Source organism: Paenibacillus ihuae (genome assembly GCF_001368795.1).
Classification (GTDB): Bacteria; Bacillota; Bacilli; order Paenibacillales; family Paenibacillaceae; genus Paenibacillus_AQ; species Paenibacillus_AQ ihuae.
Genome location: NZ_LN831203.1, coordinates 112,113 through 129,609 on the forward strand (window position 1 = coordinate 112,113; position 17,497 = coordinate 129,609).

The 17,497-nt window shown below is 51.2% G+C and carries 14 protein-coding genes and 1 pseudogene; 5 read left to right on the forward strand and 10 right to left on the reverse strand.

The window, feature by feature from the left end; translation table 11 throughout:
• Positions 1-299: winged helix-turn-helix domain-containing protein (locus AQR02_RS27335; protein WP_167347646.1), on the forward strand; the 299-nt coding region annotated here is incomplete at its 5' end.
• A 60-nt stretch (positions 300-359) separates the two neighbouring features.
• Here the strand turns inward: AQR02_RS27335 and AQR02_RS27340 are convergent.
• The 8 genes from AQR02_RS27340 to AQR02_RS27375 all read right to left on the reverse strand — a co-directional run bounded on the left by AQR02_RS27340 (position 360) and on the right by AQR02_RS27375 (position 8,924).
• Positions 360-1,433 (reverse strand): HD domain-containing phosphohydrolase, encoded by a 1,074-nt coding sequence (locus AQR02_RS27340; protein WP_054943496.1) that lies wholly within the window; start codon positions 1,431-1,433, stop codon positions 360-362.
• A gap of 14 nt (positions 1,434-1,447) precedes the next feature.
• On the reverse strand, positions 1,448-3,952 hold the full coding sequence (locus AQR02_RS27345; protein ID WP_054943497.1) for an ATP-binding protein: 2,505 nt from the start codon (positions 3,950-3,952) through the stop codon (positions 1,448-1,450).
• Positions 3,953-3,968: 16 nt separating this feature from the next.
• The gene (locus AQR02_RS27350) at positions 3,969-4,283 is read right to left on the reverse strand and encodes an Hpt domain-containing protein (RefSeq protein WP_054943498.1); all 315 of its coding nucleotides are present in this window, start codon (positions 4,281-4,283) and stop codon (positions 3,969-3,971) included.
• Positions 4,284-4,287: 4 nt separating this feature from the next.
• On the reverse strand, positions 4,288-6,672 hold the full coding sequence (locus tag AQR02_RS27355; RefSeq protein WP_054943499.1) for an ATP-binding protein: 2,385 nt from the start codon (positions 6,670-6,672) through the stop codon (positions 4,288-4,290).
• A gap of 41 nt (positions 6,673-6,713) precedes the next feature.
• On the reverse strand, positions 6,714-7,175 hold the full coding sequence (locus AQR02_RS27360) for a chemotaxis protein CheX (RefSeq protein ID WP_054943500.1): 462 nt from the start codon (positions 7,173-7,175) through the stop codon (positions 6,714-6,716).
• 21 nt (positions 7,176-7,196) lie between these two features.
• The gene (locus tag AQR02_RS27365; protein WP_054943501.1) at positions 7,197-7,553 is read right to left on the reverse strand and encodes a response regulator; all 357 of its coding nucleotides are present in this window, start codon (positions 7,551-7,553) and stop codon (positions 7,197-7,199) included.
• 125 nt (positions 7,554-7,678) lie between these two features.
• Positions 7,679-7,915, reverse strand: coding sequence for a hypothetical protein (locus AQR02_RS27370; protein WP_054943502.1), 237 nt, complete (start codon positions 7,913-7,915; stop codon positions 7,679-7,681).
• A 4-nt stretch (positions 7,916-7,919) separates the two neighbouring features.
• On the reverse strand, positions 7,920-8,924 hold the full coding sequence (locus AQR02_RS27375) for a TIR domain-containing protein (protein ID WP_054943503.1): 1,005 nt from the start codon (positions 8,922-8,924) through the stop codon (positions 7,920-7,922).
• 159 nt (positions 8,925-9,083) lie between these two features.
• On the opposite strand from AQR02_RS27375, the gene AQR02_RS27380 reads away from it, so the two are divergent.
• The gene (locus AQR02_RS27380) at positions 9,084-10,199 is read left to right on the forward strand and encodes an N-acetylmuramoyl-L-alanine amidase family protein (protein ID WP_054943504.1); all 1,116 of its coding nucleotides are present in this window, start codon (positions 9,084-9,086) and stop codon (positions 10,197-10,199) included.
• A 28-nt stretch (positions 10,200-10,227) separates the two neighbouring features.
• Here AQR02_RS27380 and AQR02_RS27385 read toward each other — a convergent pair whose 3' ends face one another.
• Together AQR02_RS27385 and AQR02_RS27390 are read right to left on the reverse strand one after the other, a co-directional pair.
• Positions 10,228-11,796, reverse strand: a complete 1,569-nt coding sequence (locus tag AQR02_RS27385) for a response regulator (protein WP_054943505.1) — start codon at positions 11,794-11,796, stop codon at positions 10,228-10,230.
• Between the two features lie 282 nt (positions 11,797-12,078).
• Positions 12,079-13,890 (reverse strand): sensor histidine kinase, encoded by a 1,812-nt coding sequence (locus AQR02_RS27390; RefSeq protein ID WP_054943506.1) that lies wholly within the window; start codon positions 13,888-13,890, stop codon positions 12,079-12,081.
• A gap of 366 nt (positions 13,891-14,256) precedes the next feature.
• Here AQR02_RS27390 and AQR02_RS27395 point away from each other — a divergent pair.
• The 3 genes and pseudogenes from AQR02_RS27395 (at position 14,257) to AQR02_RS27405 (ending at position 17,397) form a co-directional block, all read left to right on the forward strand.
• Positions 14,257-15,148, forward strand: a pseudogene (locus tag AQR02_RS27395) (carbohydrate ABC transporter permease).
• Positions 15,148-15,984 carry a carbohydrate ABC transporter permease gene (locus tag AQR02_RS27400; protein ID WP_054943507.1) on the forward strand — a complete coding sequence of 279 codons (837 nt, stop codon included), beginning with the start codon at positions 15,148-15,150 and terminating at the stop codon, positions 15,982-15,984. The pseudogene AQR02_RS27395 and the gene AQR02_RS27400 overlap by 1 nt, the downstream one beginning before the upstream one ends.
• 108 nt (positions 15,985-16,092) lie before the next feature.
• Complete coding sequence (locus AQR02_RS27405; RefSeq protein ID WP_054943508.1) at positions 16,093-17,397, forward strand: ABC transporter substrate-binding protein; 1,305 nt, start codon at positions 16,093-16,095, stop codon at positions 17,395-17,397.
• Positions 17,398-17,497 lie beyond the last annotated feature (100 nt).

Sequence of the window (17,497 nt, forward strand, 5' to 3'; positions counted from 1 at the left end):
CGAACCAAAAGGTATTTCAGTTTGATGATATCGTGATTAACGGCGAAACCTATGAAGTGCTAATTAAAGGTGAACCCGTCCATTTGTCGGGAAAAGAGCTGGAAATCCTGCTGTATATGGTACGTAACAAGAATCTTGTGCTCAGCAGAGAGCAGATCTACAACGCTGTATGGGGTTATGAAGACAACGGGGACATTAACACGGTAACCGTCTATCTCAAAAACATCCGCAAAAAGATCGATCCCGAACACCGGCTGATTAAAACTATCTGGGGAATTGGGTATAAATTTGTTGTGTGATGAGTACACAAGAGGGCTGGCCTGGCGACTTAGGATGTCGCCAAACCAGCCCTCTATTGTTTAATCCAGCCACTTGTCCCGGATATTCAGTATTTCAGCATAGACATCAGAAAAGGCCCTTACCACTTCCGGATCAAAATGGAGCCCGCTTTGCCGCTGCAGCTCTGCCAATGCCTCCTCCCCGCTCCACGCGGCTTTGTAGGAGCGTTTGGAGATGAGTGCGTCGAACACATCACATACGGCTGTGATTCTCCCTTCAAGCGGGATTTCCTCCCCCCTTAAAGCCTGCGGATATCCGCTGCCGTCCCATTTCTCATGATGGGTCAGTGCGATACTCTCCGCAAGGATAAGAACTCCGTTCCGGCTTCCGGCTAGTAATGCCGCCCCTTTGGTAGTGTGCTCCTTTATGACCTCGAACTCTTCAGCCGTCAGCTTCCCCTCTTTATGCAGGATATGGTCTGGGATCGACAGTTTTCCTATATCATGCAGTGCACTTGCCAGCTTAAGCTTATGGCAGGCGTTCTCATCCAGCCCCATCCGCTTCGCGAGTATGTACACGTAATTGCTTATCCGCAGCAGATGCTTTCCCGTTTCATTATCCTTATGCTTCATGGTCTGAAGCAACCGCTGAACATACTCCTGCTGAAGCTCCTCAAGCTCAAAAATATGCTGCTGCAGCAACGATTCGACATGCCTCGTCTGCGCCTCCTGCAGCCTTCGCTGCTGATTTGCTTCTGTTAACAGTTTTACTTTATGCACTATTTCAACAGGATCAAACGGCTTGGTCAAAAAATCCCTAACCCCCAGCCGCAGCGCCCGATGCAGAAACACCGAATCCTGATAGGCTGTAATAATGATTACCGAAGACACCAGAGGAGATTTCTGCTCGTTCAGCCGCATTAAAATATCAAATCCGCTGACCGTCGGCATGTTCAGATCGAGCAGTAATACCTCCGGAGCTTCCTCTTGAATCGCCTGAAGGGCTCTTTCCGGATCGTCGATGACTGAAATATTCGAGTATCCCTCCAGTGTAAACAGCTTTTCCAGCAATAAGGTATTTGCCCGGACATCATCGATGATCATAATTTTCGTTAGTTTGTATAGTTCGGGATGAACGGGATCCGATATTATCATTTGTCATCCCTCCTTCATTCAGCATGGGGGATCAGAATCTGAAACTGGCTGCCTTGTCCAACCTGACTTGCCGCCATGATTTTTCCGTTCATCATTTCCAGCAGCTTGCTGGAGACTGTGAGCCCAATTCCCGTACCCTCAATCTGTTCGCCGGGATGAACCCTGTGGAAGGGCTCGAAAATAACGCCCATATCCTTCTCGCTGATTCCGATTCCTGTATCCTCCACCACGATGGCGACCATGTTCCCGGAAGCAGGCAGAACACTGACAGTAATGGAGCCGTTCACTATATTGTACTTCACCGCATTGGATAAAATATTTAATAGCACCTGCTTCATCCGGAAACGGTCACATTCGATCAATTGTCCGTACATGGGCTCCGCGGCGTTGCGGATATGGATGGAATGCTGATCACAGATAGGCTGTATCCAGGAAAAGCACTCTTCCAGAATATCGCCTAAACGTACCGTCTCTATTGTCAAAGCCATACGGCCGGATTCAATACGGGACAAATCAAGGATTTCACTGATTAAGCGAAGCAGATGTTTCCCGGCTTTTATAATCTCTCTCACATTCTCCTGTTGTGAAGAAGTCAGCGGCTCGGAGCTGTCATATTCAAGAAGCTGCGCAAACCCGAGAATAGCATTCATCGGTGTCCGCAATTCGTGGCTCATGCTGGACAGGAATTCAGATTTGGCCTGATTGGCCTTTTCGGCGGTTTCTTTCGAGCTGCGCATAGATTCTTCAATGAGCTTCCGGTCTGAAATGTCGCGGGCGATCATCACAACTTTACGGATCGGCTCATTTTTGTTATGGATCGGTGTAATCAGTGCCTGCATCCATCTGGGACCTATGCCGGTAGATATCTTATATTCCAGACCCGCGGTTTCCCCTGTTAACAGCATTTTATGCAGCAGCTCCATAAAGTGGCTGGTCGTCTCCAGATCAAACAGCGTATCGACATGCTTGCCTTCATAATTTCTGGCCAACGTAAGATCAAATTTCTTATCTACCGTCCAGACCTTTACAATAACGCCGGACTCATCAATCTCGGCAATCATATCGTCCACCGATTGAATCATCGCATTCATATTGGCTTCACGGCTTTCAAGTGCATCCTTGGCTTCCGTCAGCGCCTTATTGGATGCTCCCAGCTTCTGGCCGACCTGAGTCAATATCTCAGCGGTCTGCCTCAGTTCAATCACATGGATATCCGGAATATCCTGATTATACCGGCCTTGTCCAATATCAAGCGCAATGGTGTTAATCATCTGCAGCGGTTCGGACATCCGCAGGCTCATCTTCTTAGTCCGGCGGTTCAGGACTACAAAATAAATAATATAAAAGAACATCAGTCCGAAGATCATATATATTCCGATTTCAAAAAGCTCTTGCCGCAGGTGATTGGTCTCCGCTAAAATCGTCTCCTCATCTGCAAGTACAATCAGCTTCCAGCCTGTATTTTCAACCGTGGACCAGGCAAGAATCTGCTTCTCTCCGCGCACCTGTACTTCGGCTAATCCCTTATTTCCGCCGGTAAGGTCAGCTGCAATTGACTTGAGATCCTCATGCGCAAAAAGGTTGAATTCTTCCGGCTTGAACGTATCCGCCTTAACCGTCTCTTCATATTTATGTGAAGTAAGCTCCTGAATCCCAAATAAACGTTCTACCTCATCCGGCATCGCAAGAATTACGCCATTATTGTCAACCAGTAATCCATGCCCGTTCCATGGTATCTCCAGTCCCAGAATTTCTTTTCTGAATGTATCTATGGTGATATCTATTCCGGCCACCCCCTCCAGCACTGCTCCGCTATAGATAGGGGCAATACTGGAAGCCATCCAGCCATTACCGGCAGGATCCAGATAAGCATCCGTCCAGACCACCTTGTGGTCAGGATTATGAGCTTCATCCGCTTCATAATAGAAATTAAATTCCGGAATATTCATTTTCGGCGCATATTGGGTCCTTGCATCAATGTATGGATAAATAATATTCAAGGAATCAAAGCTGTTAAAGTATATCGCAGACGCAAGCTTCTCCCTGGCAACGATCGATTTCATTTGAGGCTGCAGTGCCAGCAAGGCAGCCACCTTACTTTTCTGTTCAGTCCCTACTGTGTGCAAGCCGCTGTAAAAAACTGCAGCCCCGCCCGTAGAACTGTCGGCCATGGAATAATAAGCTCCATCACTGCCCATAACCAGCCGTTTACGGTCATCCTCCCCGAATGCAGCTCCTGCTTTCAGCGCGAGTGAAATCGAATCCCGGTACAGATCCGTAATCGTTGCCACCCTCTGCGTTTGCCCATCGATGACCTCCGCCTCTTGTGAGGCTAGTATCCGCATCTCGTTAAATACTTCACTCTTCATGCTGGCAATATGCCGCTCCCGCGACCAGTTATTCGTCACAAAATAAATCCCGATAAAAAACAGCTCCACAAGCAATAACGGAATCACTGCAGTTTTAATATACGGTTTCCATATCCATTCGAAGATAGATACAGTCTTCTCTCTGTTCATTGCGATTCCCCGTTTCCTAGCGCCCGCATGGCTTCACCGAAATCTCTACCGTGTTCAAATAATGCTCCAGCAGTTCTACACATTCCTTCACACGCACCTCGTCCCGGAGCGACGCATACTGTTCCAGGTTGCGGCCAATTTCTGAAATGCCCGTAAAGCCATACCCCCCGCCGCTTCCCTTCAAGGAATGTCCAATCCCGGTAATCCTGTCAAATTCACCATGCTCCAGGGAGGCTGAGAGTTCAGCAAGATCCTCTCTGCGGCGCCCCATATATCCGGGGATAAGCTCTGCAATGTCCTCGTCAATCCATACACTAATTGGAGATTCCATCGATTCATCCTCCACTCCCGCCAAACTCAGCATAAGCGTACCGCCGGATGCTCTGAAACAACGGCTCCATGAAAATCGGCTTCTCCAAAAAATCGGTGCAGCCGGCTTCCCGGGTGGCTATGCGATGCTCTGCAAAGGCGTGTGCGGTTAACGCTACTATAGCGGCTTCTCTAAGTCCTTCTTCTGCTTCCCAGCGGCGGATTTGCCTCATGGCTTCATAACCGTCCATCACGGGCATCTGAATATCCATAAAGACCATATGATAATAGCTCTCTCTGAACATCCTTACCGCTTCCAGTCCATTCACAGCAACATCTACATGGCAGCCGATCTTCTTCACAAACGCAATGAACAAATTCTGGTTATCGATATTATCCTCGGCCAGCAGCAGCCTCGGCTGTCCTGTAAATTGTAATTCCTCGCCTTCAGGCAATGTAAAGGGCAGCTTCATCTCAAACGTTGTGCCTTCTCCCGGAATGCTCTGATACGACAGATTACCGCCAAGAAGCTCTGTAAGCTTACGGGAGAAGGCCAGCCCGATACCAAGCCCCCCGTATTGCCGGGTAAAGGAAGGATCCGACTGGAAGAACGGCTTGAATATGTCGTCCCCTGCCTCCACAGGTATGCCGATGCCTGTATCCTTTATCCGGAGGATCAGCAGCAGCTTTCCGGAGTCCTTCATCGGCCGGAGCTGTGCAGAGATTTCCACATATCCCTTGGGTGTGAACTTCACGGCATTATCCAGAAGGGTCTTGATAATCTGCTCCGTCCGGTGCGAATCGCCGGTCACGGACACATCAGGAAGCTGGTCTGCTTGGAGATGAAGCTCCAGCTCGTTGCCCGCCAGCTTTTCCCGGTACTGCTCCGACACATTCACAACAAGCTTGCGCAGATTGAAGGGCTGCCGGTCAAGGTGCATCCCCCCGCTCTCCATAGCGGAATAATCCAGGACGCGCTCGATTAAAAATAATAGATGCTCAGAGGAATGCTTCAGGATGCGCATCTCCTCTGAAGCGGGACCGTCCTCTTCCTGCAGCTGTACAATGCCCAGGATCGCATTAAGAGGGGTGCGGAACTCATGGCTGATCATCGCCAGAAACTGATCCTTTGCGTGATTGGTATGCTCAAGAGCCTCCTTATTCAGCAGCAGCTGGCGTTCGTTTTCCCGATGGACCGTTATATCGTTACAGGTTAGCATGACCATATCATCCAGCTTGCTGATGACAACCCGGTAGGCCCGTACATCGCCGGCAATACTCAGCTCAATTTCCTGTTCTACTGCTTCTTGTCCATACAGGACACTGAAGATGAGTTCCTTATAAGTGATTAGCCTGGAATCTTCAGAGCTGTCTATTGAATCATATATTTCCCTTGCAGCATCATTCATCATTACAGGCTGGAGTTCATACTGCTCGGCCCGCAGCACGAAGACAGCATCCTTCAAATACCTCAGCACCCCTTCAAGCATGGTCCGGGACTGCTGCTCGCTCAGCATCAGCTGCTTGCGGACGGTGATATCGGTTTGAATTCCGATAAAGTGCGTTACAACCCCTGTCTCATCACGGAGTGGGGTGATTGCAAGCTCATTCCAAAAAGGCTCATGATTCTTGCGGTAATTCAGAAGCTCCAGCTGTATCCGGGACTGCCCGTTGAGCGCACTCCGGATCTGCTCAATATGCTCCTGCTTAGTGTCCTTCCCCTGTAAGAAGTTACAGTTTCGTCCCAATACCTCTTCCGCTGAATAGCCGGTGATTTGGGTAAATGCCTGGTTTGTATAAACAATCGGCCTGGGTGGCAACGCCAGGGCTATGATGACTCCTGTGCCCACATCATGGACAGCGCGTTCGTACAAATTTTTCTCGGCAACCGTTTCACGCAGAGCCTTCTCGGTTATTTCATATTCCTTAATAATTTGTAAGCGTTTTCCCGTGGAAAGATAGATTACGACGCTTGCGGTGAGAAATATGACAAATGCAAAACTCGTCTGTTTGAGATCCCCTGTAAAGAAGAGAAACAAGACCAGTTCCAGCAAAATCAGAACCATGTAAATTCTCAGCCGCCTCAGGGAGGTGATCGTCTGGCTTACCACAAAATACATCATAAGTATCGTAATCAGCAGCATGGAGTCATACTGATATTGCAACAAGGAGACGAAAGCAGCAGCCGATATAAACCAAAGGTAAGCAAACAGAAGCGGCTCCGCCTTAGAGCGTATTTTATTCGAGAAGAAAGTCGACACCAAAAGCAGTGTGCCGATGGTCAGAACAATTACTTCAACGGCATCCAGTTCGGGATCCGCCGGATTCATCCAGTTCGCAAGCCGTCCCATCACGAGGACGCATAGTAATGACAGGCCAACATACAGGCGCATCGTCTTCAATTGATTCATGAACAGCTCTCCCCATCCATTTGCCGGCTTGTACGCACTCATCACTCACCAAGACTGATATGCGCCATAATCGTCAATTCGCCTATAAATACCGGCAGGCTGATAAACTTGCTGCTGGTCCGCAGGCTGCCTTTTCCTTCATGAATGACAGGAGGCGTAATATTGGTGTTCAGCTCCTGCTCATGAAAGGCGGTACAGCAAGCAGCCCCGACCCAATTGCCGAACTCGGCAAAGGCGCTCCAGCCCATATCGTCAATCGCTTCCACTTTAAAGCCGCACATGGTACTTATAATACCTTTGAGCACCTCATCATCCATGCTGAGAATAATCTCACCGCGCAGGTCCCCCGTCATTCCGACCATAACCGATACATTCTCCGTATTTACAAAGGGCTGCTGCATCGACGGAACACCCGTTTGAACGGTAAAGCCCAGATACGTTACCAGCACTTTTTCAATCCCCGAAAGAACCGTATTCAAATGTTTTGCTTGTATATTCTCCATATCGGCATTCCCCCCCATTTTTTACAGTTGATTTTCTACAGCCTGCTGTAACCGGTCCGCCTGAAAAGGCTTGACGACAAAATCCTTCGCTCCGGCCTTCATCGCATCCATCACCATTACGGTCTGTCCCATTGCACTGCACATAATGATTTTGGCGGCAGGATCCACAGCGATGATATTTTTAACAGCCGTAACCCCATCCATATCCGGCATCGTGATATCCATGGTGACAACATCCGGTTTAACCTGCTGGTACAACTTGACCGCCTCTGCTCCGTTCACGGCTTCCCCTACAATCTCATGTCCCTTGGATTCCAGTGCCGAGCGCACCATCAGTCTCATGAAAGCCGCATCATCAGTAATCAATATTTTCGCCATTTGAACACTCCCTATCTAGTTTCGATAGAGCTCATTCTAGCTTGCAATCCTAAAGGGAACATGACGAAATTATGTAAGAAAAATAAAAAAAGGCCCCCAGCAATGACTGGGGACCCCTATATCCGTTAGGCAAACGAAGGTTTGTTATTATCGACCTTCCCGCTGACGAGCTTCTTGTATTCGTCGTCTCCGCCTTCCAGAGAAGGCGCAATGTATACGTTGATGGACGAAGGCGACAGCTTGGTGGGCCTTCCGGTCCCCGCTTTCCGCTTCGTGCGGCCTTTGCCGCCTTCACTGCCGCTGCCGTTTGCGGTTCGGCGGACAGCACTGGATAAACTGACTGCATTCTTCATGTTTTTCATCGTGTCAGTCCCCTCCCACTAAATGATTGACGGTACGGAACAAATCCCGGTTATACGACACAACCTCGGTAAGATCATCCGCAGACAATCCGTCGCTTCCGGAAAAATGTACAGAAAGGACATGCTTTTCACCTAAAGGATAGCATAGGATATAGACCTCCGCAACTTCCGTACGCTGAAAAAAGGTCCATTCCTTGCTCATAAAAGCATCCAGCACACCCGGACGTTTCTCCTGTTCCGCTTCATACAGCGATAACGGGTAGACATGTCCCCGGCCCACATTTCCCCCGACCTGCACCAGACCCTCTCCCTCACGGGCCTGCCACATGGCGGCGCCCATCACCCGGCAGTGCTTCGGCGGCAGAAAAGAATTGCGGACCGCTTCGCTGAGCGCCTGATATTGCACCTCTCCTTTAGGAGCAGCCACAATACTATTATATTGCCAAAAGAAGTGAAGGATACTTTCTTTTCGCCTAAGCTCATGCTTTAACTTCTCCAGTTCCTTCTGCGGATCACGGTAGCTTCCCTGTTCCTGAATGCTGTCAATGATCTTGCCGCAGCTTACATCTACGGCCGCCACCGGATTCTCATGCTGCCATTCATATTCCAGCGGAGTGAGGCCGGATAAATCCGACAACAGATGATATTCTTCGATGTTCTCTCCCGGAATTAAATCTTTACGGGCCGGAACCTGATCCGGCAGCAGGCAGAACACACGGCTGCGCCGCAGCCTGGCCCAGAATAGGCCCATTTCAAACTGTGTATTATCACGGGTCACATAATAATATTTACCGCGGATTCTGGCTACATCGTCCGGAGAGAACACGAAGACGGCAAAATCGCTCTCATCCAGGTTCCGCTCGAGTGCTTCCATTGTATATTCATTCGCGCGGAAGGCATTGGCATACCATGGATTCACCCGGGCCTCCCGCTTCAGCTGCTCATGTATCGCCCTGGCGTAACGGATAGATTCTCTGGAAGATCCAATGAATAGTTTTGGTCTGGTCACGGCGGCGCTCCTTATGTCAGTTTCCCCATGCTGTAATAATTATACAGCCCTTTTCTATCTGGGAACAGAGCCCCATTTCCTTAGATTTTAATAAAATCCTGTTCTTCTGCCGATGAAACGGGTAATAGGATTTTATACCACCCTGAAACGAGGCTTCTTATGAACAAAAGAATACATATTGCAGTACTGGCAGCCGGCATCCTGATTGGAGGCTTGCTCCAAAGCACCCGTGTGGACGCTATGGCGTCTTATACGGCGAAGGTCTACACCAGTTCTCTTATTGTCCGCAGCGAGCCGGCTGCCGGTGCTTCAGTCGTCGGATCTTTGAAGAGCGGCACCACAGTAACAGTTACCGATGAGCAGCATGGCTGGATGGAGATACGCTCCGGATCAGTAAGCGGCTGGGTGGCAGGTTATTATCTTAAAAAGACTGCAGGAACCGCGACGGCCTCCTTGTCATCTGCAAAGACAACCTCCGGCAGCAGTTCTGCAACCGTAACCGCAGATTCCCTGCGGATCAGGGGAGGTCCGGGAATCGGCTACCAGGTAGTAGGCTCCCTGAAGGCCCGGGATACCGTAACCGTTCTGGAGCGCCAGGACGGCTGGGCACGGATTCGTACAACCAGCGGAGAAGTCGGCTGGGTATCCGTGCAGTATATTGCCAGCGGAAGCGCCTCAACCGGAAGCAGCAAGGCCGGTTCGGTCTCAAGCACAAGCTTCAGCTCTTCAGGCCGGATCAGCGGCAAAATGATCGTCATTGATCCCGGGCATGGCGGAAGCGATCCGGGCATGCTCGGCACGACCTACAATACGATGGAGAAGGATCTTACTTTGCAGACGTCCTTTTATGTACGCGACTATCTGACAGCCAGGGGAGCGCGGGTGCAGATGACGCGGACCTCAGATCAAAAGCCCACCCTCGCCCGGAGAGTCCAGATCGCCACCACGCTGAATGCCGATGCCTTTGTCAGCATCCATTACAATTCCTCGCCGAAGAACGTATCCGGAACACTGACCTTCTTCTACTCTGAATCGGATGACCTGCGGCTGGCCCGGGCCATTGAGGCCCGGCTTGGACAAGGCATCGGCCTGAAGAGCAACGGTTTATCTTACGGCAATTACCATATCCTGCGGGAGAATACCCTTCCGGCTACACTTGTGGAGCTGGGATTTCTCAGCAATCCTTATGACGAAGCGATTGTCCGCACTTCTGCCTACCAGAAAAAGGCTGCCAAGGCCATCGCCCAGGGACTGGCTGATTATTTCAAAAAGTAACCCCCTGCGACCGCAAGCCGTGCTTAGCTCACTGCTTGCGGTATTCGCGCGGCGTCTGTCCGGTCGCTTTTTTGAATACCCGGCTGAAATATTTCTCATCCTCATAGCCGACCAGCTCCGAGATTTGCGACAGCCGGAGATTGGTATTCTGCAGCAGCGTCTTGGCTTTGTCTATTCTCAGGCCCGTTAAATAATCTGACAGGTTCTCGCCGCTGATCTGCTTGAACTTGCGGGACACATTCTCCCGGCTGATAAAAAACCGCTGCGCAATATGCTGAAGCGTCATGTCCTTAGCATAATTCTGATCCAGATATTCCCGGATCTCCTGCACAAGCCTGCTGTCCGGGGGCTGGGGGCTCCCCTGTGATATACGCTGCAGCAGCGCCTTCATCCCATCCTGCCAAAGCCGGGCGGAGAATAACCCCTCATGATCGTAGCATAGCCCGAAATGGATCTCTGCCTCCGGCCGCCAGCGCTGCAGAGCCTCTGCAATCTCTTTCTGAAGCCGCAGTAACCGGCTCTCCGTAAGTACAGGCAGACCCGCCAGCTGAACCGACCAATCCTCCACTACCCGCTCCATTTTGTCCTGCTCACCCGAAAGGACTGCTACTTTCAGCTTCTCCAGCTGCGTTTCGAAGGCGTAGTCTTCTACAGATCCACTCTCGCCCAAAGCCTCCCGGTACAAGTGAATCCGCCCTTCCCGCTGCAGCAGGTTCCGCTCGTTCAGCCCCTGCCGTGCCTGGTGAAAAGCCGTTTGTATCCCCTCGGGGAACTCACATGCATAACTGAGTCCAATATCCATCAGCACTCCATAGGTCTTCTTAATCGACCCGTTGATCCCCCGCATCAACTCCTCTGCCTCCGAAACCGCTGACCAGAGGAGAACAACAATCTCTGCACCGGCCTGCCAGCTGCGGAAGGCGATGCCGCTCTGCTTCGATGCAAGCACCTCATTACAGACATTAACCAGCACAAAGGAGGTCAATCCCACATCACCGTGAAATCTCTGCAGCAGCCGGCAGTCTGCCCCCTGGAGAGAGAGCACCGCTATTTTGCATTCTACGGCAAACAGCGGCATGCCCAATTCTTCACTTAGGGAATGCTTCAGCTCCTGAAAGGACACCTGCCCTGCCACCAGATCGGAGAGCATCTTATCCCAGTAGAGCGGCCGCAGCACATTCAGCTGCATACTCTGGCGCAGGGTCTGCTGCCGCTCTGCCTCTTCCTCCTGCCACAGCTGAAAGGCATGCTCCGCCGCGGCGATCAGCTGCTTGCTGTTGAGCGGCTTCAGCAAATAATCCGTCCCCCCGTAGACAATCGCCGGCTTCACATAGTTGAAATCCTGATAGCCGCTGATGACTATGGTCTTCGTATTCGGGTAATGCGTATGCAGCCATTCCAGCAGCTCTGCGCCATCCATCAGCGGCATGCGCATATCCGTGAATACAATCTCCGGCTGCTGCTCCCGCATAATCGCGATCGCTTCCTGCCCGTTAGTGGCTTCATAAATGCCGGCAATCTGATGCTTCTCCCACGGCACAAAATAGCGGATGGCCTCCCGCACATGCTTCTCATCGTCTACTATCAGCACCTTCATTGTTTGCCGCTCCTTTGTGTAAGTGATCGGTATGAACTGACCCGTGTGTTCTATTGCACTTTCTGCAGCAGATGTCTCCTTAATCGGCCGGAAATTTAAATCTATTGTAGTTAGTACAGTAGAATCTTGGGAATCAGCTGTTTTTGGCCCATATTCCCGGCTTCTGCTGCACAGAATACAACAGAATGGAATTAGCCTTCGTTTGATAAGCAATCTGTTGCAACAAATACAATCAGACAACACATCTTACTCTTGTTACCGGTTTAGTTTCACTATATCAACTTAGCTAACCAGAGGAATTACCAGCGTAACGGTAACCCCCTGGCCCTCCCTGCTTTGCAGCAGCAGCTGTGCCTCGCCGCTCAGCTGCAGCCGCAGCCGGGCCAGCACATTGTACAGGCCGATCTCTTCGTATTCGGCTTTGCCGCTAGCCCCAAGACTGGCAGTGATTTCCTCCAGCCGCCCGCGGGGCATTCCCTTGCCGTTATCCTTGACGGCAAGAATCAGCCTGTCCTGCTCATCAAGCGTGCAGGAAATAGTAATTAACGCGCCACGGACTCCATCCTCGAACCCGTGCTTAAAAATATTTTCGACGATCGGCTGCAGGATCATCTTGGGCACGACAATGTCGAGGGCAGCCTCATCGGTATCGATATCCAGCTGCAGATTGTCTTCCCCGAAACGCTCGGTTTGCAGGATGACGTAATTCTGCACATGCTCCAGCTCATCGCGCAGCGGTACCTGCGTCCGTTCGGTATTCATCGAATAACGCATCATGCTGCCAAGGGAATAGATGAGATCGTACACCTTTGGCGCATTATAACGCAAGGACAGACTGGCAATCGACTGCAAAGCGTTGTAAAGGAAATGCGGATTGACCTGGGCCTGCAGTGCCTTCAGCTGATTGGTCTTATTGGCCAGCTCAAGCTTATATTCCTTGACGATCAGATCGTTGATCGTACGGGTCATGCCGGTGATTTTGCGGGTCAGCAGGCCAAATTCATCCTCACGGTCGGCATCCATGTGGGCATCCAGCTGGCCGATCTGCACCTTCTGGGTGAAGGAGATCAGCTTCTTGATCGGCCTTGTGAAACCGATGGAGATCACCACCGCGACGATTCCGCCCAGAATCAGGAACAGCACGCCGATACCGGTATTGAACCGGGTAATTACCCGCGCATCGGCGTACAGATCCTCGTAAGGCACCAGCTTGATAATATTACCCTTGAACAAGGGAGCGTCAATGTGCCGGTAAAATACAATTCCCTTGAACCCGTCCTTGTCCCAGGTGAAATGTCCGCTCTCGCGGCTGCCGGGAAGCCGGCTCCAGCCGGCCGTTACCGGCTTCCCGATCCAGTCAGGATCAGACGCAAACAGCGCCTGTCCCTGTTCGTTCAACACATACAGGCGTTCTTTATCCGAATTGTACATCGATTTGGCAATCCCCTCCAATTCGGTGAGCCGGAAATCGATCGACAGATCAGCCAGTACATCGGCGCTGGGCGCACGGTAGAGTGGAAAATGGGCCGAGAAGACGGGCACCGTCCCTGATTTCAAATTCGGGAACCGGGACTTCATTCCGTATTGGTGATCCATATGGGTCACCTCTATAAAAGGCCGGTAGGTTCCTCCCGGTACCTCCGGCGGGACATATTTGTCCGATTCCCGGCGGAACTGCCCGCCGAGCAGCAGATTCGACTGCTTGGCGGCTCTGACATACAGATGAATCTGGAACGTGTTCTGATCGGAGAGGAACAGGTTGTACATCTGGGTAGAGATAACCGCCCGGGTATCCGGCGCAGCCGTGCCTGCGGGCAGATCATTCGGATCTTTAGCGGTAAGCAGACTCGTATAAAAGGAGCTGGGCACATTAATTCCGCTGTACAGCGACAATGCCCGCTGGTTCATCCCGCTGAAATAGCTGCTGAGATTACCTTCCCCGAGTGTCAGCAGCTTCGTATTCTGCTTCACGGACTGCTCGGTCACCGACTGCTTGGTGTAGAGATATGAGAATGTGACGGAGATCCCCGACGGGATCACCGAAGCCAGCAGCACAAGCGCCATCAGCCGGGTGCGGATGCTGTTTCTGAACATAACGGCCCCTCCTAAAAGTTTTGCGGAATACTCGCTTCATTGAATAATCTTTGCAGCAAAACTTGCTTCGTAAGCATACGCTTAAGTTTTGCGGAACATCCGCTTCGTGGAATAATCTTTGCAGCAAAACTTGCTTCGGAAGCATAATTTTATTTTTCGAACGCCACCATATAGTTGACACAATCTCGCAACGACAGCATACACCGAGTTTCGTGCGGGGCGCTACTGTGAATTTTTGACGCTGCAAAATTTGTCTGCTGCAATATAATCCACTTTTATGATCATCAAATTGAGTGTTGGAGAGACGCGGGGCTTTCTATAATGAAGCCATGAACCTGTAGAATAACTAGACAAAGGAGATTCCATATGAGAAAAGCTCTGCAGCTTAAACGGGGCTGGGACCAGCAAATTGTGTTCCTCGGACCCTGCCTGCTCTTTTTCCTGACCATTGTGGTCACGCCATTTTTTTCTCGGCTTCTACTATTCCTCCACAGACTGGAACGGGCTGGATCTGGACAAAGCGGTCTGGACCGGCGCGGCCAACTGGAAACGGATTTTTCTGAATGATGATAAGTTCTGGGAGTCCCTGCTCTTCACCCTGCGCTTCACGGTGGTATCCGTAGTTGCCGCCAATGCACTGGCGCTGCTGCTGGCCTTCCTGCTGATGACTACACTGAAGACCAAAAAGGTGCTGCGGACGATTTTCTTCATGCCTAACGTGATCGGCGGCATTCTGCTCGGGTATATCTGGCAGTTTATTTTCACCAAAGGCTTCGCCACCATCGGAGAGCTCACCGGTATTTCGTTCTTCCAGCTGCCATGGCTGGGTACACCAAGCACCGGCTTCTGGGGACTCGTTATCGTGTTCGTCTGGCAGACAGCCGGCTACATGATGGTTATCTATATCGCTGCGCTGGCCGGCATTCCGAAGGATCTGATCGAAGCGGCCAAGATCGACGGCGCCCGCGCCCCGCAGCTGTTCCGAAGCGTCTATGTACCGTTGATCATGCCGGCTATCACCATCTGCCTGTTCCTGACCACCTCTAATGCATTCAAAATGTTCGACCTCAACCTGTCGCTGACTAAAGGCGGACCGGGGACCTCCACCCAGTCACTGGCCTATAACATCTACGCGGAAGCGCTGATCAACAACCGTTACGGGCTTGGCACCGCCAAGGCACTGCTGTTCTTCGTCGCTGTCTCGCTGATTACGGTCACCCAGGTATGGATCACTAAACGGAAAGAGGTGTCAGCTTAATGGATACCAGCAGATACCGCCCGAAAAATTTCATTCTGGAGATACTCGCCATCCTTCTGGCGCTCGTCTTCCTGTCACCGTTCTATCTGGTGCTGAGCAACTCTGTGAAAAGCCTCAAAGAAATTCTGCTCGATGCTGCTTCCATCCCGGCAATTTTTCATTGGGATAATTACTCCAAGGTCTGGGATGCGATCAATTTTCCGCAGGCGTTCTGGAATTCTTTATCGATTACGATTCTGAGCGTCATCTTCATCGTACTGTTCAGCTCCATGGCTGCGTACCAGATTGTCAGAAGACCGTCGCGCTTCAACAGCTTTGTGTTCCTGCTGCTGGTGTCGGCGATGATCATTCCTTTCCAGTCCCTGATGCTGCAATTGGTGCGTGTTACCAGTATTCTGGAGCTGCGCGGTGAACTGTATGGCATTGTGGCCTGCTATCTCGGCTTCGGTATGCCGCTGTCAGTCTTCCTATTCCACGGCTTCATTAAGAGTGTGCCTTATGAGCTGGAAGAAGCGGCCCGGGTGGACGGCTCAAATCCGTACGGCGTGTTCTTCCGGATTGTTTTCCCGCTCCTGCTGCCGATCATTGTTACAGTCATCATTCTGAACACCCTGTGGATCTGGAATGACTATCTGCTGCCGGTGCTGGTTATCGGGGGCAATAAGGATTTGACTACTCTGCCGGTGGCCGTTACAAAGTTCTTCGGTCAGTACACCAAGAAATGGGATCTCGCACTGGCCGGACTGGTAATGGCAATCTTGCCCATTCTGCTGTTCTTCCTGTCGCTGCAGCGTTATATCGTGGAAGGTGTAACGGCCGGCTCCGTCAAGGGATAACAGGTTCTGCAACAATATCCACTTTTTCGAGCAAAATATTAAGTGTAAGTCGATTCTCAGATGCTATACGATTTAGTTGTAGGAACCAGAGACCAGGGAGGTTATTCTATGAAAAGAAAATCCGCATTCCTTATCGCAACCGCTTGCACCATGCTGATCGCAGGCTGCGGCAACGGCGGCAATAGTAATTCCGGCAATGAAGCTGCCACGAACGCGCCCAAAGAGTCAGCGGCGGCTGAAGCAACAGCAGCTCCTGCCAAAGATGTGACGATTAAAATGTTCCAGTTCAAGGTCGAAATCGCTGAACAGCTGAATGCGCTGGCCGAAGAATATGAGAAGGAAACCGGCGTCAAGGTAGAAGTGGAAACGCATGGCGGCGGTGAAGACTACGGCGCTTTGCTGAAGGCAGAAATTGCTTCCGGCTCTGAACCGGAAATTTTCAACAACGGCGGCTATACGGCCCTGGTCCCTTATATGGACCGTGCTACGGATTTGTCCGACCAGCCTTGGGCGGCTAATCTGATTCCAACCTCCAAAACTCCGGCCACAGTCGACGGTAAGCTGTACGGCATGCCGATGAACGTTGAAGGGTACGGTCTTATTTATAACAAGGACCTGTTTGCCAAAGCCGGGATTACCGAAGAGCCTAAAACTCTGCCCCAGCTGAAGGATGCTGCTGCCAAGCTCAAAGCCGCCGGCATCACTCCGTTCGAAGCTACCAATGAGTGGTGGTCGATGGGAATTCATCTGGTTAACGTAGGTCTGGCCCACCAGCCTGATCCGAAGAAATTCATCGAGGATGTCAAAGCAGGAACCGCGACCATTAAAGGCAATCCCGTATTCGAGCAGTGGCTGGATCTGGTTGACGTGATCTTCGACAACGCCCAGGACAACAAAATGACAACCGACTATGCTACACAGGTTGCAGATTTCGCCTCCGGCAAAGCGGCAATGATGATGCAGGGCAACTGGACGCAGGGCGATATCGACAAAATTGATCCGGCGCTGAACCTGGGTCTCCTCCCGCTGCCGATCAGCGATGAAGAAGGTACGATTCTCGTTGGTGTGCCGAACAACTATATCGTGAACAGCAAATCCGAACATCCGGAGGAAGCCAAAGCGTTCCTGAACTGGCTGGTTACCTCGGAAACCGGCAAGAAATATATCACCCAGGAATTCAAGTTTATCCCGGCTGAAACGGACATCACAGCAGACGCTGCTGACATCGGCCAGGTTGCTGTAGCTGTACAAGAGAAATCCGACACCGCCCTCGGCTGGAACTGGGATATGTTCCCTGACGGCGTGACCCAAGGCTTCGGCGCTGCCATGCAGGAATACCTGGGCGGACAGGTTGACCGCGATCAGCTGCTTGAGAAGCTGGATAAAGCCGTGCAGGACATCGTGAAGCAATAAGCAGATAGCCAAAAGAACCTTCAAACCCGGCGGGAAGCGGGATTGAAGGTTCTTTTGTAGTTGCGGCTGTCCTTGCTAAGTGGAAAAAGTCCACCTAGTC